The following is a 19853-nucleotide window of genomic DNA, read 5'->3' on the forward strand; positions in this document are numbered from 1 at the left end:
GTATCCTCCCCCTGCACCTATCATCCGGGCTAATGCCAAAGAGAAATTAATAGTGTACTAACAAGTACAATTCAGCAGAGGTGGACAGTTAAAGATTTGAGATATTTTTGATGCCTGGAATGGGTATTCTTATAAAGCATTGATATTCGAGTATTATTTTTTTTGTTATTTAAAATATGATTCTTTTTTGCGCTTTTTAGCAAACATTTTTACGATACGGCATAGGATAAAAATGTAATTAGTGTTGACGAAAAAAAAGCCCGGTGATAATTTGGTTAACAAATCTGGAGGGTTTTGAAACAAAATATTCACAATTATTTATGAACAGGATGATTCATGAAAGATCACGTTTTGTTCAAAAAAAGTCCGACAGGGAATCCCTCTCTTCCGCAAATTTTTTGCTTTTCTCACGCCGGGGGTAATGCAGAAGATTATTTGCAGTGGCAGAAATTTCTTTTATCTGATGTCTGTCTGAACGCCATCTGTTTGCCAGGCACAGGACGTCGCTTCGGCGAGCCCCTTATCCCGTTTCTGTTGACAGCCTGACAACGGAAATTGCACAGCAAATTGACAGCCTTAACTGTGATGATTACTACCTGTTTGGTCACAGTATGGGCGCAGTGTTGGCTTTTGAAGTGGCCGGTAAAGTGAAAACGTCCGCTCGTGGGTTAATCGTCTCAGGCAGCGCGGCCCCGGCCAGCATCCCGTCTGCCAGAGTGGTGAAAATGAACGCCATGAGCGACGAGACATTCGCCAGAGAGATGGTTTTTTTCAATGGCGTGGACGAAAAACTGGCCGCCAGCGAGGAATTTATCAGCCTGTTTCTGAGAAGGCTGAGAAAGGACTTCGAGCTGATTGGCCGCTATCAGTATCGTCCTGAACAACGGCTCTCCCTGCCGTTGTATGCGCTGGTGGGTGAGGATGATCCACATGTCTCGCCGGAGGCCGCCGCACAGTGGCGCACTGTCACATCGGGAAGCTTCAGCCCGTTTATTGTTCCGGGTGACCATTTTTATTTTAATCAGCATCCTCAATCGGTGACGGATGTGATTAAACATTGCGTGACCGCTCAGGTTGCTGCGCGCACACCACAGACGCTGATTATTTAACGCCTTAATAAATTTTCGGGATATAACCATGACTGTCAATAATGAGACGAGTCAGTTAATCACTGCACAAAAAATAAAAGGTGAGAAATTTAAACGCCTGCACGGCGATGGCGCACCTTTTGTTATGCCCAATCCCTGGGATCGCGGCACGGCAATATTAATGGAAAAAGCAGGCTTTCACGCGCTGGGCACCACCAGTGCCGGTCTGGCTTTTTCCCTTGGCAAACTCGATCGTACTGCGGCGGTGACGCTGGCGGAAACCCTTGACAACGCCGCGCAGATCGCCAGCATTAGCAGCCTGCCGCTCTCTGTCGATCTGGAAGATGGCTTTGCCGCCGATGCTGATGGCATCAGCAACAATATCCGTGCTGCTGCCGCCACCGGCGCGGTGGGTTGCTCCATTGAGGATTACTCCGGCGATGAGCAGCAGCCAATCCGTGACTTTGCCCGCTCGGTGATGCGCGTTGAAGCGGCGGTTGACGCAGCCAGAAGCCTCTCATTCCCCTTTACCCTCACCGCGCGCGCAGAAAACTTCCTCTATGGCGTTCACGATTTGCAGGACACCATCAGCCGGTTGCAGGCTTATGCCAGAGCGGGCGCTGACGTGGTTTACGCCCCGGCCCTGCCGGATGCGGAGTCAATAAAAGCCGTCTGCCGGGCGGTGGATGTGCCGGTTAACGTGCTGCTGGGGGCGGGAAACCGTCTGACGGTCGCCGAGCTGTTTGCGCTTGGCGTCTCGCGGGTCAGTCTTGGCTCAGCCCTGTCGCGTGCCGCTCTGGGTGGCTTTTTCTCTGCCTTGCAGGAGCTTCAGCAGGGTGGTAGCTGTCACTTCCTCGACAACGCCATTGGCTATTTTGACGTGGCGAAACTGCTGACAGAAGGAAAGCTGTGATGGCTCAGCATCCATGCGTCCAGGCCAGAATAGTGGCCCCCGATTATCAGCTGGGTGAACAGCCCCTCAGTTACGAACAGATCCCCGACTGGCAGCAACGCGCGACGGCGTTTTCGCTGCCTGCGCTGCCGCAGGTCTGGGGCTGGGGAACGGTGCATCAGGCCACCTCTTCTTTTATACAGCTGGCGGTGGCGAGCGTCCGCAAAACCCTGGCGGATACCCCCGCACAGCAGGTGGATACGGTGATTTTTTGCAGTTCGTCGCTGCCCGCCGATGCCAACCAGCAGACCCGCCTGCTGTGCGACTTTGCGGATGCGCTGGCGCTACATCATGCTGAAATCATTGGCGTAACCCTGGGCCGCTGCACCAACCTGCTGAAAGGCCTGCGGCTGGCTGAGGCGCGGATCGCCAGCGGGCAGTCCAGACAGATCCTGCTTGTCGCCAGCGACTGCATGGAGGATCCGGCGCAGCGGCTGGAAAACTTTGCCCTGTTTTCCGATGGCGCGGCCAGTTGCCTGGTGGTGCGCCACGACGATCCCCGGCCCGGCTTCGATATTCTTGCCAGCGCGGAGCAGCAGGACCTGAGGCTTATTCCTGAAGGCTTGTCATCCGCGCTGGCTACAGCCGTCAATCAGCAGCTGTTCCGCGACACGCAGATAACCCTGGCTGACGTCAGCCGCCTGTTTCACACCAATGTCTTCTTACCGTTATGCAATTTAAAAGAACGCCAGGCAGGCTACACAGAGCAACAGCTGTTTACCGACAATATTGTACGCATCGGTCACTGTTTCTCTGCCGATCCGCTAATCAACCTGACTGACGCCATCCGCCGCCAACTGCTGCCTGAACAGGGGATTTTCCAGCTGGCGGCCAGTATTCCCGGCGCACGCGCCGCCGTTCTGCTGCAAAAAAGGAGAGAAGAGTGACTACGGCCATCGTGGACAGCACCACAGCACTGCCAGATCTGAGCTTCCATTTTTCTCCACAGGCCAAAAGCACGCTGGATGCCTGGCTGCAACAGGGTTCCGCCAGCGCGCTCTACAGGATTTTTGCCGGGGATATCGAGAGCGAATCGCAGCAGCTGTTAGCCCTGCAACTGCTGGAAACACTGTTTGCCACGCGATCCGAGGCACCCACCGCCGCCACGCTGCATGCTTATCTTGCCACGGCAAAAGCCACCCTCAGCCAGCGCGCAGAGCAGCTTAAGCAGGTGGCGGGGGAAGAGGGCAAACAGATCCTGCGTCAACGCGCCTTACTGTCGCTGACCGCCGGATGCTGGCTGGATTACGTTTCCGAGCCCGCCACCGAACCGGCTGAAGTGGTCTGTCTGCTCAGCGGGCAAAACTTTGCCCTGAAAGGCGAGGGCGAAATTGCCGACAGCCAGCAAAAGCAGCGTTACCGGCAGTTTGCAGAGATGGGCATCGCCATTCCGGAAGTCTATACCGCAGGCATTGTCGCCACGCTGGGCAGCGTTGAGCTGACCGCCTGGCAGGCGGCTTTCTGGCTGGCGCTCTCCCGCCTGTCGGCCAGCCATCTGCCGGAAGTGGTGGCCTTTCATTACGCTTATTACAGCCTGGGATTTGACGACCAGATGCTCGGCCTGCCAGCGCCCATTGCTCAGGCGGAGCTCGACCGGCTGCTGGACACCTTTCTGCGCCATTGCCGCGACGATGCGGCGGGCGCACAGAGTGAAAAAAGGATGTTCAGGGCGCTGGCGCAGGCGGTGGAGCTGGAGCTGGCGCACAGCGAGATGCTGCTGGAGCTGAAAAGCCAGCTGGCCCGACGCACCCCGGATGACCGCATGGCGGAAATTGTCAGTCGTCATCTGCCGCTGGCGGGCAGGCAGCATCAGCGTATTCGTCTGGAGAAACGCAGCCTGGCCGAGTGGCCGGAAGATGAATCCTTTGAGATGGCCGACTTTTTACGCGCGCTGCGCGCCTCGCCTTATCTGCGCCAGTCGCCATCAGGGCAGGGCGAATGCAGTTTCCAGAAAGCGGTGCGTTTCGGTGGCTCGATGTTTGGCATCTTCAGCCCACAGGAAGCGGCGGTCATGGCGCGCTGGATCGCCGGTTCAACGCCTGGTGATGAGGTGCGGCTGAGCCACTTTCCGCAGCCGGGCAGTGAACAGGCGGCAGGCTGGCTGCACCGCTGCCGTGCCACCTCACTGGAGGCGCGGGTGGTGTGGCAAAGCGCGGAGCTGCCGGACGCGCGCCAGCTGTTTTATCGCCTGGTCAATATTGAACATTTCGCCAGCCATCTGGCGCTGCTGAAAGAGCGGGTTGAACAGACGCTGCAACAGGCAGAGGTGCTGTTCACCACCGGTAGCGGCGGGCGCTATACCGACGCCAGCTACTTCAGTTACAGCCCGGAGGCGCTGCTGGCGCGGATGGAAAAAATCTACTGGGAAAAACTGGTGCAGCCTTATCAGCGGCTGACCGAGATCCCCGACCGCGAAAGCGTGCTGTTCGGCCAGAAACTGATGGCACTGGGCAGCATGATCGACGGAGCCTGGGCGCATCGCTTTGGCGGCACCCTGCGCAACCACCGACGGGCAGACGGCAAAATGCTGGCGATCTACGCCGACGAGATGGGGCTGGGGGAGTATGAAAAAAACCATATCACCCTGATCCTGCGGGTGCTGAAAAGCATGGATATCACCCTGCCACACATTCGCGACGAGGCCTTTTGCCAGCAGGATGAACTGCCCGATATCTACGATTTCTCCCTGCATCAGCTGGCGATGTCGCAGTTCCCGGACACCTTTTATGAGGAGCTGCTGGGCTATAACCTCGGCATTGAAATGCTGGGGCTGGGCGAAATGCGTATGCATGAGATTCAAAAGCTTCGCCGCCACGGCTTCGACACCATCTATGAAGAAGCCCACCTGACCATTGATAACTTTTCTGCCGGTCACTCACGGCAGGCGGTGGATCTGATTATTGATTATCTGGATGACTGTAAACCGGGCCTCAGCGCGGAAGAGCTTCAGCAGCGCTGGCGTCGCATCTGGCGCGGTTATGCCTCCTTTGCCTTCTGGCTGGAAACCGATCTGCAAACGGCGAACGCCGCAAAAGTCGCTGAGAATACCGATTACAGCGAACTACTGATCTGAATCACTGCCACGACATTAACCGCCGCTGCCTTCAGGCCGCGGCATGGAGACAGGGCTGTTCTATGAGTCAACTATTCAGTCACGATGCGGCGATGCTGACGCTGCCTTTTTATCAGCCGGAACATATTGCGCAGGTCAGGGCGCTGGACAGCTGGTGTCAGCAACAATCGCTGGCGTCGCCAGCGGGCGGCGAAAATGCCGCCGGGCAGGGCAGACATCTGCTGAAATTACTGGGCCATGCGGGCTGGCTGGCACATCTGAGTGGCCCTGAACCGAGTCTGGCCGCCGATGCGCGCAGCGCCTGTCTGTTTCGCCAGACGCTGGCTTACCATCACGATCTGCTCGATTTTGCCTGGTCGATTCAGAGCCTCAGCGGCAGCGTCATCCGCCGTTTTGGCAACGAGGCGCAGCGCCAGCGCTATCTGCCCAGGCTGGCCAGCGGCGAATACGCCGGGGCGTTTGCCCTTTCGGAACCGGAAGCCGGATCGGATGTGGCCGCCGTGGCGCTGCGTGCAGAACGTGACGGCGACCATTTTCTCCTCAGCGGCGACAAGGCGTGGATCGCCCAGGGCGACATTGCTGACTGCCTGATTGTCATCGCCCGAACGGGGGAAGGCCCCGGCCCGCTGGGGCTGAGCGCCTTTATCGTTGATGCCGCGCTGCCGGGCATCCGGACCCGCCCGCTGGAAGCCATCGCCCCGCGCGCCTGGGCCGACCTCCATTTTGACCAGGTGCCGGTACCGGTGGAAAACCGGCTGGGCGGGGCAGGCCAGGGATTCATTATTGCGCTGGATATTCTCGACAGGTTTCGCATGACGGTCGCCAGCGCCGCCGTCGGTTTCGCCCGGCGGGCGGCGGATATCGCGCTGCGCCACGCCTCGCGCCGGAAAATCTATCAGGGACGGCTGCTTGATTTACAGCTGGTCAAAGCGTCGCTGGCAAAAATGGAGATCACCCTGTCGGCGGCAACGCTGATGACCGCCCACGCGGCCTGGCAGCTGGATCAGGGTGATGCGCGCTTCGGTAAAAGCTCGGCGATGGCAAAACACTTTGCTACCGAGCAGGCCAGCCGCATCGTCGATGTGGCGCTGCAACTGCTCGGCGCGGCGGGCGTGGTGGCAGACAGCCAGATGGAACGCCTCTATCGCCAGATCCGTCCGTTGCGCATCTACGAGGGCGCGTCAGAGGCGCTGCTGATGAACATTGCCTCGGCGCTGGACAGCCATCGCCTTCAGCAACGGGAGGATCTGCAATGAGCAGCACGCCGTTAAATCCGCTCAGCGCTATCCGGCATGCCGACCCGTACAGCTGGTACGGCGCGTTAACCCGCGAGAAGCCCTTTTATTTCGATTCGCAGCTGAAGCTGTGGGTCGCCGCCGATGCCCAATCGGTTACCGCGATGCTGGAAGCCCCGCAGCTTCAGGTACGACCGCTGGCCGAACCGGTTCCGGCCGCCCTGGTCGGCACCGCCGCCGGAGAGGTGTTTGGCAATCTGGTACGCATGCGTGAAGGTGAGCACCAGCAGCGGCTGAAAAGCATCATCGTGCAGGCGCTGAGCACCCGCGATATGCCACGCGTGCGCCAGCTGGCTTTTGATACCACCTTAAGCCGCCTGCGTCAGCACGACGAGATAGACACCCTGCTGTTCACGGTTCCGGCCACGGTGGTGGCTGCGCTCTGCGGCTTTACCGACCACGCGCTGCCGGAAATGACCGCGCTGATCGCTGAATTTGTGCTCTGTATTCCTGCCACGGCCAGCGCCGAGCAGTGCGCGCGCGCCAGTCGGGCGGCAGAGCAGCTGTTGACGCGCTTTGCCCGCCAGCTGGAGCAGGCCAGCGAGGGCTCGTTGCTCACCGCGCTGTTGCAGGCGGCGCTGGCCGACCAGTGGCCGCATCAGGCGGCGTTGATTGCCAACGGTATTGGCCTGCTGTCACAAACCTGGGATGCCACGGCGGGGCTTATCGGCAACGCCCTGCTGGCGGCACAGCGCTGGCCGCAGGCGTTCAGCGCGTCGTCGCCGGAGGCCTTTATCGGCGAGGTGGCGCGCTTTGATGCGCCCATTCAGAACACCCGCCGCTTTGCCGCTGAACCTTTCAGCTGGCGGGGTGCAGAGATTGCCCGTGGCGACGCGGTATTGCTGCTGCTGGCGGCCGCCAACCGCGACCCGCAGGCAAACCCGCAGGCTGATGAATTTATCCCCCAGCGTGCCGACAGCCGCTGCTTCACCTTCAGCCACGGACGTCATCGCTGTCCGGGGCAGGCGCTGGCGGTGACTATTGCCAGCGGTTTTATTGACGCGCTACGGGCTCATAACGACAGGAGCATCGCCACGCTGCGCTGCACCGGTTACCGGCCATCCGGCAATGCCCGTATTCCTGAACTCACTGTTTAACGGCTGACAAGGTTTGTTTATGAACGTTGAAAAAGTTTTGCCCCGCGCTTTTGTGCTGACCGGCGCATTCTGGGTCATTTGCCGCAACTCGCTCTATCTGCGTGAACTGGCGAAGCGAGAAATCGCGGTGCTGGTGATCACGCCGACATCTTATCGCCAGGATGCCGAGGCGGCGCGTAATGACCGCCAGAGCGCCACCGCGCTGATTGCCGATATTGCCTATGTGCAGGGCGCGCTGGACCGGGAAGCCTCCTTTAATCCCAGCGTGATTGCCGCGCTGCAACAGTGGCAGCAGCAGTATCAGATCGTGGGCGCGTTCGCGGTGGGGGAAACCCTGGTTGAGCCGACCGGCATCGTTGCCGATGCGCTGGGCCTGCGCAGCCCCGGCCTGCGCGCCACCCGCGTCTGCCGCAGCAAATATCTGCAACGCTTCTACCTGGGACAGTTCAGCCCACTGTCACAGGTGGTGGCCCCGGAAAAACGCCACGAGATTGACTGGCACTCCCTGCCGTGGCCGCTGATTATCAAACCGGCGACCCGCCACTCTTCATCCGGGGTGATTTCGGTTGATAACGCACAGCAGGCCCGTGCCGCGCTGGTGGACTATCCGGATTATGAAACCCTGCTGCTGGAACAGCGGGTGAAAGGGCAGGAGTACTCGGTGGAGTCGCTGGTGCAGGAGGGGGATATTATTTTTTCTTCCGTCACCCACAAAGTCACCACCGATAAACACAGCAACACCTTTGTTGAGCTGGCGCACACCGTGCCCGGATCGGGCGCGGAAAATGCACTGCTGCTGCGTGCGGCGCGGCAGGTGCTGAATAAACTGGATTTTCGCAATGGTATTGCTCACTCCGAATGGCGTCTTGCCAGCGACGGCAAACCGTACCTGATGGAAATTGCTGCCCGTACGCCGGGGGATGGCATTCTGCCGCTCTACCGTCTGGCCTGCGGACAACCGCTGGAGTCGGCCATTCTCAGCATCATGCTGGGCGAGCAGGCACGCTATCCGGCGGCCAACCGCGTGGCACGGCAGGTCTATCTGGAGCACCGTCCGGGCGTGCTGAAAGATGTGCAACTGCGCTGGCCGGGTGTTGAGGTCAGCTGGATTGAAGATAACCAGACCTGGCCTGAGATCGCGCCCGGCCAGCCGCAGGACGCACCCGCGCTGCGGGCGGTATTTGTGCATAAAAAGCGCGGCGAGCTGCTGACCCCTCTGCGCTCTTCCGATGACCGTGCGGTCACCTTCTTTATTGACGCCAGCTGCGAGGCCGACCTCGACAGGCTGGAAGCGGAAGTCAGCGCCACCATCACCCTGGATATTGAGGAAAATCATGACTGATCATTCCGCCACGCCCGGCGTGTGGGAAACCTTCGCGCAAAGCCCTTTATCATCAAAGGTGATCCTGTTTGGCGTGATGATTAACCGTCTGTCCGGTTTTTTGCAGATCTTTATCGTGCTGTTTCTGATCTCACTGGGCTACTCCCATCAGCAGACCATTGTGGCGTTGTTCATTTATGGTCTGGGGGCGGTGACCGGCGCGCTGATTGGCGGCAGCCTCAGCGAACGGCTGGGAACGCGCACCGCCAGCATGATCAGTATGGGGGCCACGGCGGTGCTGACCGCCGCACTGCTCTATCTGCACAATTTTGTCGCCATCCTGCTGGTGGTGGCGCTGGCCAGCCTTTGCGCCCAGCTGTTTCGCCCGGCCTCGTCGGCGCTGCTGTCGCAGCAGACCCCGGCGGAGCGTCAGACGATGATTTTTGCTATCTATCGCCTGGGACTGAACCTGGGGGCCACCGGCGCACCGCTGATTGGCTATGCCCTTTATCACTGGGGTGGCGAAAGCTTTACCTGGCTGTTCTGGGGCGAGGCGATCATCGCCGGACTTTATGCGCTGCTGGCGATGCTGACCCTGCCGGGTAAAAGCCGCAGCCAGAGTGACGACGACATCACTGCCACGCCGCATGCCGGGGGCTACCGGGAAGTGCTGACGGATCGCCGCTTTGTGCTGTTTTTACTGGCGACGCTCTGCCACTCGGCGGTGTTCGTGCAGTACATCACCACGCTGCCGATGTATGTGGAAGATCAGAAAATTGGCCTGTTCTGGTACACCCTGGCGGTATCGCTGAACGGCATTATCGTTATCTGCTTTGAACTGTTAATCACCAAAATTACCCAGAACTATGCCCGCCGTAAGATGCTGGCGCTGGGATTTGCGCTGATTGGCAGCGGCGTGGCCTTCTATGCCGTGCCGATTGGCCCGGCGGCGCTGATCGTTGGCACGCTGGTCTGGTCGCTGGGCGAGATCATCTCCGGACCGGCGTTCTTTGCCTTCCCCGCCAATGCCGGTCCGAAACATCTTAAAGCGCACTACCTTGGCAGTTTTCACTTTATGTTCAGCATGGGCATTGCGGTAGGTCCGGTGGTCGGCGGCTGGCTTTATTTGCAGCTTGGCACCGGTATCTGGCCGGTTATTTCGCTCGGTTCATTCTTCGCCGCAGTCGTTTGCGGTTATTACGCTACGGAGACCGTTACCACTAAACGTCAGCATGGCACTGAAAATATCGATGCAAGCAAGGTTACTGAATAATAATCTTTGACTCTGTATTAAGGACACAACATGACCGGATCGCGCAAAAAAGATGTACAGTCACATTTTACGCTGTTGGGAATTGGTGCGGGACCGGCCAATTTAAGCCTGGCGTCACTGCTGCATGGCAAACCGGAAATAAAGAATCTTTTCCTCGACGGAAAAAATGCTTTTTCCTGGCATGATGATCAAATGATTGACGGCGCGACCTTACAGGTTTCGTTATTTAAAGATCTCAGCACGCTGACCGATCCCACAAATAAATTTACCTTTCTGGCTTATCTGCATGAGAAGGGGCGTATTTATCATTTTCTTAATGCCCAGTTTGATGAAATTCCCCGGCGGGAATTTCGTAATTATTTAGCCTGGGCGGCAGAGAAAAATGAAAATGTCCTGTTTGGTGAAAAGGTGCTGAATATTGATTTTGACCGGGTATTCCGCATTGTTACCGATAAAAGAGAGCTGACCGCCGACAATATTGCCATCGGCGTTGGCACCCGTCCCTGGGTGCCGGAGTTCGCCGCCGCACAAATCGGTCAGACACAATTCCATGTCAGCCAGTACATGCAAAGAAACAGCCGCGTGGCCGGGAAACGGGTGACGGTGATTGGCGGCGGGCAGTCGGGTGCCGAAGTGTTTCTCGATCTGCTGTCAAAAGCGGACAGCGAAAGACCGGCCAGCATCCACTGGATTTCACGGCGGCGTAATTTCTTCCCCATTGATGACTCGACCTTCACCAATGACTTTTATATGCCCAGCTATTCAGACTATTTCAACAAGCTGCCGTTACACCTGCGCCAGCGAACCAACCGGGAAAATATTCTGACCTCCGACGGCATTTCTGAGTCCACCCTGCGGCAGATTTATCAGAAGCTCTACAGCCTGAACTTCATTACCCCAGGCAAGATGCAGATTGCCATGCAGACCAGCCGTTCGGTCAGCAATGTCAGGCCGACCGCCAATAACGGCTGGCTGGTGGAGTACAGCCACCTTGATTCCGCCGGGGTGGAGACGCAGGAAGCGGATGTGATTGTCTGGGCCACCGGCTATGCGCCAACGGAAAAACATTTTCTCGGCACGCTCTCCGATCGTATCCACCGTGAAAAAGAGGAATTTGTGGTGGATGAAGACTTTGCCGTGCAGTGGGACGGGCCGAAAGAGAATAATATTTTCGTGCAGAATGCGGTTCGCGGACAGCGTGGCCTGCCGGATTTAAATCTCAGCCTGAACGCATGGCGGGCGCAACGTATTATGGGCCGCCTGTGTGGCGAATATCCTGCTCATCAACATCCTTCTTTTATCGACTGGGCACCGCCAGCGGAAAACAGCACGCTGGAAAACCTGAAGATTGATTTTGATGAAAAAGAGTGGAAGCGAATATCACACACTTTCTGAGTTAAGCCGAAGCCTCATCCTGGGAACGTAACATCATGTTGAAATATGACATCGCTATTGTCGGTGGGGGTATCCTTGGGTCCACCATCGCCAGAGAGCTTTTAAATAAATACCCGGCGTTAAAGATTTCAATTATTGATAAAAGACTTTCGGGTGCCGGTGCCTCTTTTTATTCTGCGGGCGTGCATTTTCCGCGAGGCAATAGTGAGCGGGTCAGAAAAATGTCACACGACAGTCACCATTATTATCAGCAGCAGATATCAGAAGGCGCGCCAATATATCCGCTGGAAATGGAATTAATTACCGACGCGGGCAATCGTCCACAGGTGGAAAAAAGATATCTGCCGCTGGTGGCATTTAATCAGACTGAAAAATGCCGCAGCGAGTTTATTGATCTCAGCGCCACGGGTGGTGGCAATTTACAGGTGCTGAAAGGCAGTGGGGCGAATTATGCCAATGTCTTTGCGCTGGTGAATCACTATATGCAGCAGCTGCGTAATCGGGTGGACTACCTCGAAGGAACGGAAGTGGAGGCCATTGGGCGTGAGGATGACGGCTACCGGCTGTCATTGTGGTCCGGGGTAAACGTGCAGGCGCGGCAGGCGATTGTGGTGCCAGGGCCGTGGATTGCCCATCCGCTGTGCCGCAATGCCCTCGCCGCCAGCGGTCTGCGGGTGAAAAAAATCGTCGCGGCGCACATCAACGTTCAGCCCGATAAGCAGGCTGCGCTTACCGTTTTCGACGAAGAGGACGCCTTTTTGCTGCCCTGCCATCACCGCAAACAGTGGCTGTTCAGCTACACCTGCAAAGAGTGGGATGTCAACCCGGAAACCGTCGGGCCGCTGAACTCTGCCGATCTCGCGAACGCCCGTGAAACGCTGGCGAAATATGCCCCGGCGCTGGCCGACCAGATTCACGATGGCCGGGTATTTTGTGACGCCTACAGCCCCAACAGCGAACCGGCGGTTTTCCGCGCCGATGACGGGGTCATTTTCGCCGCAGGCTGCAACGGCTCCGGCTACCGGCTGGCACCGGCTATCGCCGCCGACGTAATCAATCTGCTTCCAAATCTGTCAGGACTGGAGAAATAAACATGGTGATTCATCATTTAGAAAATGCGGAAATGGCGCGGATGTTTGACATTGACATCAGTCATCTTGGCGGACTGGATTTCCCCGCCGGCTGGGGCCGGGTGGCACCGGGCGAGCGCTCCGCCAGCCACCAGCACGATGAAACCGAGATGTTCGTGATTGTCAGCGGTGAAGGCACGCTGCTGGTTGATGGTCATCGCCATGCGGTGAAAGCCGGTAGCGTGGCGCAGTTTGCCCCCTTTGAATCTCACGTGCTGGAAAACAGCGGCGAGACGGACCTGGTGTTCTTTTTACAGTACCGCCGCGATGCCGCCAGTGCCGCCCGTTCGAGCGCCTCACAGGAACGTCAGAACCCGCAGCGCCCGCAGTTCGTCTTCTCCACGCCGCCTACGCCCAACGGCGACCTGCATCTCGGCCACCTCTCCGGCCCGTATCTGGGGGCGGATGCCTTTGTGCGCTATCAGCGGCTGTTGGGGAATCCGGCCTGGCATATGACCGGCTCGGATGATTTTCAGAGCTATGTGGTGGCGCTGGCTCATCGCGAAGGCAAAACCCCGGCGGAAGTGGCGAGCCACTACTCACGGGAAATTCGCCAGACCCTGAGCATGATGGATATCGAGCTGGATCACTACACGGTGACCAACGACGCCGAAGGCTATGCCGAAGGCGCACAGCACTTTTTCAGCCGCCTGGTGGCGAGCGGTGAGGTGCAGCTGCGTGACGCACCGGCGCTGTGCGACAGGGAGAACGGCAACTATCTGTATGAAGTGGATGTGGCCGGTGCCTGTCCGGGCTGTGGCAACGCCACCAACGGCAATATCTGTGAAGAGTGCGGCGAGCCGAACGTGGTCACCGACCTCGGTGCGCCGATCACCAAAGCCAGTCAGCAGCCACCGGAAAACCGTGCGGTAAAACGCTATATGCTGCCGCTGCATCAGTTTGCTGCCACGGTGGCGCAGCACCATAAAGTGGGGCGCGTCCCGGCGAGAATGCGCGAGCTGGCGCAGCGGGTGTTCAGCCGTGCGTCGCTGGACGTGCCGGTTTCTCATCCGGCCAGCTGGGGGATCTCCCCGGCAGAGGCTGAAGGCGAAGGCCAGGTTATCTGGGTGTGGCCGGAGATGAGCTACGGCTTCCTGTGGGACATCGAACAGCTGGGGAAAAAGGTCAACCAGCCGCGGAAAGCGGACCAGCCGGACGCCAGCTGGAAAATCGTCCACTTTTTCGGCTATGACAACAGCTTCTATCACAGCATTCTCTATCCGGTGCTCTATCAGCTGGCTTACCCGGACTGGCAACCGGATATCGACTATCACCACAATGAGTTCTACCTGCTGGAGGGGAAAAAATTCTCCACCAGCCGCCGTCACGCGGTATGGGGCAAAGAGATCCTCACCCCGCAGAGCGTCGATGCGGTGCGCTTTTATCTCAGTCTGACCCGCCCTGAGCAGGAGCGGACCAATTTCCAGCTGGCGGCTTATCAGCAGGAGCTGAGCCAGACCTTAATCGGCCAGTGGCAGACCTGGCTGCATGACCTGGGAGAACGCACCGCCAGGCTGTTTGCCGGTCAGGCACCGGACGCCGGGACCTGGACCAAAGAGCAGGTGGCCTTCTGGGCGCAGCTGAATGGTCATCTGCAACAGACCACCGACGCGCTGAACGCCGATGGCTTCTCGCTGCGCCGTGCGGCACAGCAGCTGAAAAACCTGGTGCAGGACACCCTGACCTTCTCCCGCAGCCAGCAGCGGCTGGCGGGCATTGCGGGCTGGAAAGATGAGTACCGCACCTCGCTGGCGCTGGAGCTGGCGGCCGCCCAATTGCTGTCGGGCCTTGCGCAGCCGCTGATGCCGCGTTTTGCCAGCCGTCTGGCAGCGGCGCTGGGTAATGAAGCGGCCAGCCGCTGGCCGCAGCAGGCGGCGATCGTCACGCCGGGCAACGCCATCACCCTGCATCAGGTCACTTTTTTCAGCGACGGCAACGCGCCTCAGGAACCGCAGCACTGGGCATGGCTGAAGGAGAAGCTGGTCACGCTGTTGCCCAACGCCGCCCCTGAGCCGTCACAGCGGCTGGCTGAGCTGGGCGCGACCTCGCTGATGGCGGTGACGCTGCAATACTATCTGCTCAATGAATTGCAGGCGGATATCCCGCTGGCGTTCCTGCTGGAGCAGCCGCTGGGCGACGTTGCCCGTGAAGCTGAACGCCAGCAGACCACGGCGGCGAAGGGAGTAACAGCATGACCCCCGCTGAACTGTTACGGCAGGTTGAACAGGCCGGTCTGAAAATCAGCCTGCTGGAAGGTAATCTGAAACTGGAAGGGGCGACGCAGAATATCGCCCCTGAGCTGGTGGCGCAGCTGCGCGAGCACAAAGCGGAGCTGCTGACGTGGCTGGGTCAGCGTGCGGCCAGCTTCCCGCTGACCGCGCTCCAGCAGGCTTATTATCGCGGACGTTCGCCGCTGTTTGACGGCGGTGGCGTGGCGAATCAGGTTTATCATGAGGTGGAAGGGTGCTGGCAGCCGGAGCGGCTGGAGCAGGCCCTGCAACAGGTGGTGGCAGAGCAGCCCGCGCTGCGCCTGCGCATTGTTGACGATAACGCCCAGTTTATCAGCGACGAGACGCTGAGCATTGTCCGTCATGATCTGCGCGGGCTGACCGGGCCGCAACAGCAGGCCGAGCGGGCGCGGCTGCGTGAAGAGAAATCCCACCTGATGCTGTCGCCGGAAGGCCCGCTGTTGCAGGTTTCCCTGGCTTTGCTGAGCGATGAGCAGATGGTGCTGTATATCAATCACGACGGGATGATTGTCGATGGCATCAGCATGTTTCTGCTGTTTCACCACTGGCACCAGCACTATCAGGGCGAGGTTGCGCCTGCTGACTATCTGGCTTTTGACCGACATATCGACGCGTTGCAAAAGGAGCGTGGTAATGCCGCCTGGCAGCGTTCACGCGATTACTGGCTGGCGCGGATCCCGACGCTGCCGCCCGCCCCGGAGCTGCCGCAGGCGGTGAAAAGCGCCAGTGGACCGGCGCGTTTCAGCCAGCGGGTGGTGTCGCTGACGGCGCAGGCGTGGCAGGGATTGCAGGCGCAGATCCGTGCGCAGCAGCTAACCCCGGCCACGGTGCTGATGGCGGCGTACGCCGAGACGCTCTCTGGCTGGGGAGCCGGGGATCATTTCACCCTGAATGTCACCGTGTCAGAGCGTCGTCCGATCCACCCGCAGGCGTTTCGCACCGTCGGCCCCTTTTCCGCGCCGTTGCTGCTGGAAGTCGCGCGTGAGCAGCAGCTGACCTTCCCTGAGCGGGCGCGGGCGCTGCAACGTCGCCTGCATCAGGATGTCGATAATCGCCATTTTTCCGCCATTGAGGTGATGCAGGAGCTGGCGCGTCAGCGCGGGCTGGCTGCCGCCCGTATGCCCTGTACCTTTAACTGCACGCTGGGCGCAATGGAAGGGGTGAGCGGCGATGCGCTGACGCTGTTTGGCGAGGAAGTTTTCAGCCTCAGCCAGACCCCGCAGGTGCTGCTGGATGTTTTTGTTTTTGAACAGCATGGTGCGCTGGTTATCCGTCTTGACGGCGTGGAGTCCGCCTTCCCGGCCGGTTTCCTCAGCGCGCTGGCCGCCGGTTACCAGCGGATGCTCGAATTGCTTTGTCAGCCCCACAGCTGGCAGCAGCAACAGTTTGATCTACTGCCGGACGATCAGCGCCAGCGTCGCGCGGCGGTCAACGCCACGGATACGCCGCTGGCTGCGCGTCTGCTGGGCGATGATTTTGTCCAGCGGGCGCGTCGGCAGCCTGACGCGCTGGCGCTCTGTACGCTGGACAGGCAGATCGGCTATGGCGAACTGTACAACCGGGTGGCCGAAGCCGCGCAATGGCTGAAATCCCAGGGCGTGCAACGCAACACGCTGGTGGGCCTGGTGGCAGAACGCTCGCCGGAGCAGGTCATCGGCATCCTGGCGATTGTGCTGGCGGGCGCGGCCTATCTGCCGATTGATGCCCACCTGCCCGCCGCCCGGCGTGACTATATGTTGCAGGACGGCGAGGTCAGCATGGTGCTGACCAACGTTGATCTGACGTGTGAGCTGCCGCAGTTTGATCTGCGTGCGCCGCTGCCTGCAACCTTCACCCTGCCACCGCGTGACGTGGAGGCTTCAGCGGACGATCTCGCCTATGTGCTCTATACCTCCGGCACCACCGGCCAGCCAAAGGGCGTGATGGTCACCCATCGCAACGTGGTTAACCTGGTGGATGACTGCCAGCGGCGTTTCGCTATTCAGCCGCAGGATCGCTTTTTTGCCATCAGCGCATTCAATTTTGATCTCTCGGTATGGGATCTGTTTGGCGCATTGTCGGCCGGGGCCGCACTGGTTTTCCCGGATGCCGACCGTAGCGGCGACCCGGAACACTGGGCGCAGCTCTGTCGGGAATACCGCGTCAGCGTGTGGAACTCGGTCCCGGCCATTGTGCGGATGATGCACGATCACGCGGATGCCATGCCATCATCGCTGCGACTGCTGATGATGAGCGGCGATCGTATCCCGCCGGATCTGCCTGCGGCGATCATGGCGCAGCAGCCGGAGATTGAACAGTGGTCGCTCGGCGGCCCGACTGAAACCACCATCTGGAATATCTGCCATGCGATCGTAGCGGAAGACTGCGCCAGGGATGCCATTCCCTATGGCCGACCCAATGCTAACAATCAGTGCCTGATTGCTTCCCCACAGGGAACACCCTGCCCTGACTGGGTGGCCGGTGAAATCCTCGCCAGCGGCGCGGGCATCACGCCGGGTTACTGGCGCGATCCGGTGCGGACCGCAGAACGCTATATTGAGGCAGCAGGCGAGCAGCCACGTTACTTCCGTACCGGCGATCTGGGGCGCTATCTGCCGGACGGCAATATTGAGATCCTTGGCCGGGTGGATTTGCAAATCAAGGTGAACGGCTATCGCATCGAAGCGGGCGAGGTGGAGGCCGCGCTGGTAAAACAAGCGGGCATCAGCGAGGCTGCCGTGGTGGCGGCGAAAAGCGACAGCGGCGATATTCTGGTGGCCCATCTGGTGGGGGATAACCGCGCGCCGGACCCGGCGCGGATGCGTCAGGCGCTCAGTCAGCAGTTGCCGGATTATATGATCCCGTCACGTTTCTGCTGGCATCCGGCGCTGCCGCTGAACCGCAACCTGAAGGTCGATCGCAAGGCGCTGAGCCTGCTGCCGCTGGCCGCAGAGCCTGCGCAACCTGCCGCTGACGACGGGCAGCACAGCGCCATTGAAAACCAGTTGCAAGGGATCTGGCAGGCGGTGTTGCCGACAGGCCGGGTGGAGAAAACCCACGATTTCTTCAGCGCCGGTGGTAACTCGCTGAGTGCGTTACGCATTCTTACCCAGGTACGTAAAACCTTCGGCGTCTCGCTGCCGCTGGAGTCGGTCTATCAGTTCAATACGGTGCAGGCGATGGCCGCACACATCGCCACACAAGGAAACCGTTTATGAGTCGCTCCCTGATTAATGACATTGTTAATCATCCGCCCAGTCAGGGCGGAAATCTGATTGTCGCCACCCTGAGTGGCCGCAGAGCTATCCCACTGACGCAGCTTTACCAGATGGCCGGGCAGGTGGCGAATGGCCTGCTGGAGCAGGGCATTCGCGCCGGAGATACGCTGGGCATTCTTGCCGACAACTGCCTGGAGTGGGTGTTGCTGGACCTGGCGGCCCTGCGGATTAAAGTCCGCACCGCCGGATTCGATCCGGCAAAATTCGAGGCCACCCCCGAGCTGGCAGCACGCTACCAGCTGAAATGGCTGTATACCGATAAACCGCTGGGCGCGGACCGCAGCATCCTGCGCCCGTTGAGTGACATATCGCTTTTTCCCGACTGGCAACAGGCAGAGTTGCCGCCGGTCGGCTATGCCGATGAAGAGACCACCACGGTAAAATTCACCTCCGGTTCCACCGGCGTGCCAAAGGGGCTGGCGGCCACCGTTGGCAGCATCGACTCTTCCCTGCGCGACGTGCAGACCCTGTTTGAACACGGTCCACAGGACAGCCTGCTGGTGTTCCTGCCGCTGTCGCTGTTGCAACAGCGCTACTGGATTTACTCGGCGCTGAAATACGGTCATGACACCATCCTCACCAATTTCCAGTCGGCCTTTATCGTGATGCCGCAGCTGGAGCCGACCGTGGTGATGGGCGTGCCGGCGTTCTTTGACGCGGCGCGTCGCCATATCGAGCAGCAGGGAGAGCTGGCAGCGATGACCGCGCAGGGCAAAAAACTGTTTGGCAGTAAGATCCGCTACCTGTGGACCGGATCTGCCCCTGCCGATCCGGCCACAGTGCGGCTTTTCCATCAGCTCGGACTGCCGCTGTATGAAGGCTACGGCATGAACGAAACCTGTATCGTCAGCAAAAATTATCCGGGGGCCAGCCGGCCGGGCAGCGTCGGACAGGTGCTGCCGGAGAAGCGGGTGGAGATTGACAGCGAAGGCGCGATTATCGTGCACAGCCTCCATCCGGTGAATACCCGCTATCTGTATGCCCAGCCCGGCGCGACGGAGAAGATGTTTACCGCCGACGGCGGCGTGCGCACCGGCGATTTGGGCTGGGTCGATGAGGACGGCTATCTCTATATTAAAGGCCGTGCCGATAACGTCATCGTGCTGGATAACGGTAAAAAGATTGATGTGCAGCCGATTGAGGCGCGGCTGAAAAACAGCGAGGCGATTGCCGAATGTGTGATTTTCAGCCCGCAGCAGACCGATCTGGTGGCGGTTATCTCACCTGTCAACGCCAACGTCGACGCGGAACAGATCGCCCGCTGGGTTTCCAACGCTAACGCGGCGGCGGAAAAAGATGAATACGTGGCCCGTTACATTATTGCCGCAGAACCCTTCAGTATCGAAAACGGCCTGCTCACTTCTCAGTTCAAACCTCTGCGTAAAATGATTTTTGAGCGCTATCAGCAACAACTTGTCACCTCTGTTAAGGAAAATGCATATGCACACTGAAACTGCCCTCTCTCCACTGGAACTGACCGCCCGCAGGCAGCTTTCTGCCACGCTGCTGACGCCGGTGAGCGCCGATGAACTCGACCCGGCGCTGAATATGCGTGAGGCTTACGGGCTGACGTCGCTGAATAAAATCCTGTTCATTACCTCACTCTGTAATGAGATGGCGATCGGTCTGGGCTGCCTTACCGAAGAGGATCTGGCGAACATGCACAGCCTGGCCGATGTCTGTCGGATCCTGAATAAACAACTTGCCCAATAAACGCCGAGCC

At 59.1% G+C, this 19853-nt stretch carries 14 protein-coding genes; all 14 read left to right on the top strand.

Annotated features, from left to right (window positions below):
• The first annotated feature begins 482 nt into the window (after positions 1-482).
• Positions 483-1109: a thioesterase II family protein gene (locus tag AC3RPL_RS23770; protein WP_490742126.1), complete on the top strand. Its 627-nt coding sequence runs from the start codon at positions 483-485 to the stop codon at positions 1107-1109.
• A gap of 28 nt (positions 1110-1137) precedes the next feature.
• Entirely contained in the window at positions 1138-2001 is an 864-nt protein-coding gene (locus tag AC3RPL_RS23775) for an isocitrate lyase/PEP mutase family protein (protein ID WP_490741774.1), read from the top strand.
• A complete protein-coding gene (locus tag AC3RPL_RS23780) occupies positions 2001-2927 on the top strand; it encodes a hypothetical protein (protein ID WP_490741775.1) in 927 nt (308 codons plus the stop codon). The genes AC3RPL_RS23775 and AC3RPL_RS23780 overlap by 1 nt, the downstream gene beginning before the upstream one ends.
• Positions 2924-5113, top strand: coding sequence for an iron-containing redox enzyme family protein (locus tag AC3RPL_RS23785; RefSeq protein ID WP_490741776.1), 2190 nt, complete (start codon positions 2924-2926; stop codon positions 5111-5113). The genes AC3RPL_RS23780 and AC3RPL_RS23785 overlap by 4 nt, the downstream gene beginning before the upstream one ends.
• 62 nt (positions 5114-5175) lie before the next feature.
• A complete protein-coding gene (locus tag AC3RPL_RS23790) occupies positions 5176-6369 on the top strand; it encodes an acyl-CoA dehydrogenase family protein (protein WP_490741777.1) in 1194 nt (397 codons plus the stop codon).
• Positions 6366-7505, top strand: coding sequence for a cytochrome P450 (locus AC3RPL_RS23795; RefSeq protein ID WP_490741778.1), 1140 nt, complete (start codon positions 6366-6368; stop codon positions 7503-7505). Before AC3RPL_RS23790 ends, AC3RPL_RS23795 begins: the two co-directional genes overlap by 4 nt.
• A 19-nt stretch (positions 7506-7524) precedes the next feature.
• On the top strand, positions 7525-8847 hold the full coding sequence (locus tag AC3RPL_RS23800) for an ATP-grasp domain-containing protein (protein WP_490741779.1): 1323 nt from the start codon (positions 7525-7527) through the stop codon (positions 8845-8847).
• A complete protein-coding gene (locus tag AC3RPL_RS23805) occupies positions 8840-10099 on the top strand; it encodes an MFS transporter (protein WP_490741780.1) in 1260 nt (419 codons plus the stop codon). Before AC3RPL_RS23800 ends, AC3RPL_RS23805 begins: the two co-directional genes overlap by 8 nt.
• 30 nt (positions 10100-10129) lie before the next feature.
• On the top strand, positions 10130-11494 hold the full coding sequence (locus AC3RPL_RS23810) for a lysine N(6)-hydroxylase/L-ornithine N(5)-oxygenase family protein (protein WP_490741781.1): 1365 nt from the start codon (positions 10130-10132) through the stop codon (positions 11492-11494).
• A 35-nt stretch (positions 11495-11529) separates the two neighbouring features.
• Positions 11530-12585, top strand: a complete 1056-nt coding sequence (locus AC3RPL_RS23815; protein WP_490741782.1) for an NAD(P)/FAD-dependent oxidoreductase — start codon at positions 11530-11532, stop codon at positions 12583-12585.
• A gap of 2 nt (positions 12586-12587) precedes the next feature.
• A complete protein-coding gene (locus tag AC3RPL_RS23820) occupies positions 12588-14819 on the top strand; it encodes a class I tRNA ligase family protein (RefSeq protein ID WP_490741783.1) in 2232 nt (743 codons plus the stop codon).
• Positions 14816-18070: a non-ribosomal peptide synthetase gene (locus AC3RPL_RS23825; protein WP_490741784.1), complete on the top strand. Its 3255-nt coding sequence runs from the start codon at positions 14816-14818 to the stop codon at positions 18068-18070. The genes AC3RPL_RS23820 and AC3RPL_RS23825 overlap by 4 nt, the downstream gene beginning before the upstream one ends.
• Positions 18067-19581 (top strand): AMP-binding protein, encoded by a 1515-nt coding sequence (locus AC3RPL_RS23830; protein ID WP_490741785.1) that lies wholly within the window; start codon positions 18067-18069, stop codon positions 19579-19581. Before AC3RPL_RS23825 ends, AC3RPL_RS23830 begins: the two co-directional genes overlap by 4 nt.
• The gene (locus AC3RPL_RS23835) at positions 19571-19843 is read left to right on the top strand and encodes an acyl carrier protein (protein WP_034940689.1); all 273 of its coding nucleotides are present in this window, start codon (positions 19571-19573) and stop codon (positions 19841-19843) included. The genes AC3RPL_RS23830 and AC3RPL_RS23835 overlap by 11 nt, the downstream gene beginning before the upstream one ends.
• Positions 19844-19853: the final 10 nt, after the last annotated feature.

The sequence above is a fragment of the Erwinia papayae genome (assembly GCF_058241465.1).

Coding starts and splice junctions, on each gene's coding strand:
- AC3RPL_RS23775 (WP_490741774.1), top strand. CDS start 1,138: ATGACTGTCAATAATGAGACGAGTCAGTTAATCACTGCACAAAAAATA.
- AC3RPL_RS23780 (WP_490741775.1), top strand. CDS start 2,001: ATGGCTCAGCATCCATGCGTCCAGGCCAGAATAGTGGCCCCCGATTAT.
- AC3RPL_RS23790 (WP_490741777.1), top strand. CDS start 5,176: ATGAGTCAACTATTCAGTCACGATGCGGCGATGCTGACGCTGCCTTTT.
- AC3RPL_RS23795 (WP_490741778.1), top strand. CDS start 6,366: ATGAGCAGCACGCCGTTAAATCCGCTCAGCGCTATCCGGCATGCCGAC.
- AC3RPL_RS23800 (WP_490741779.1), top strand. CDS start 7,525: ATGAACGTTGAAAAAGTTTTGCCCCGCGCTTTTGTGCTGACCGGCGCA.
- AC3RPL_RS23805 (WP_490741780.1), top strand. CDS start 8,840: ATGACTGATCATTCCGCCACGCCCGGCGTGTGGGAAACCTTCGCGCAA.
- AC3RPL_RS23810 (WP_490741781.1), top strand. CDS start 10,130: ATGACCGGATCGCGCAAAAAAGATGTACAGTCACATTTTACGCTGTTG.
- AC3RPL_RS23815 (WP_490741782.1), top strand. CDS start 11,530: ATGTTGAAATATGACATCGCTATTGTCGGTGGGGGTATCCTTGGGTCC.
- AC3RPL_RS23820 (WP_490741783.1), top strand. CDS start 12,588: ATGGTGATTCATCATTTAGAAAATGCGGAAATGGCGCGGATGTTTGAC.
- AC3RPL_RS23825 (WP_490741784.1), top strand. CDS start 14,816: ATGACCCCCGCTGAACTGTTACGGCAGGTTGAACAGGCCGGTCTGAAA.
- AC3RPL_RS23830 (WP_490741785.1), top strand. CDS start 18,067: ATGAGTCGCTCCCTGATTAATGACATTGTTAATCATCCGCCCAGTCAG.
- AC3RPL_RS23835 (WP_034940689.1), top strand. CDS start 19,571: ATGCACACTGAAACTGCCCTCTCTCCACTGGAACTGACCGCCCGCAGG.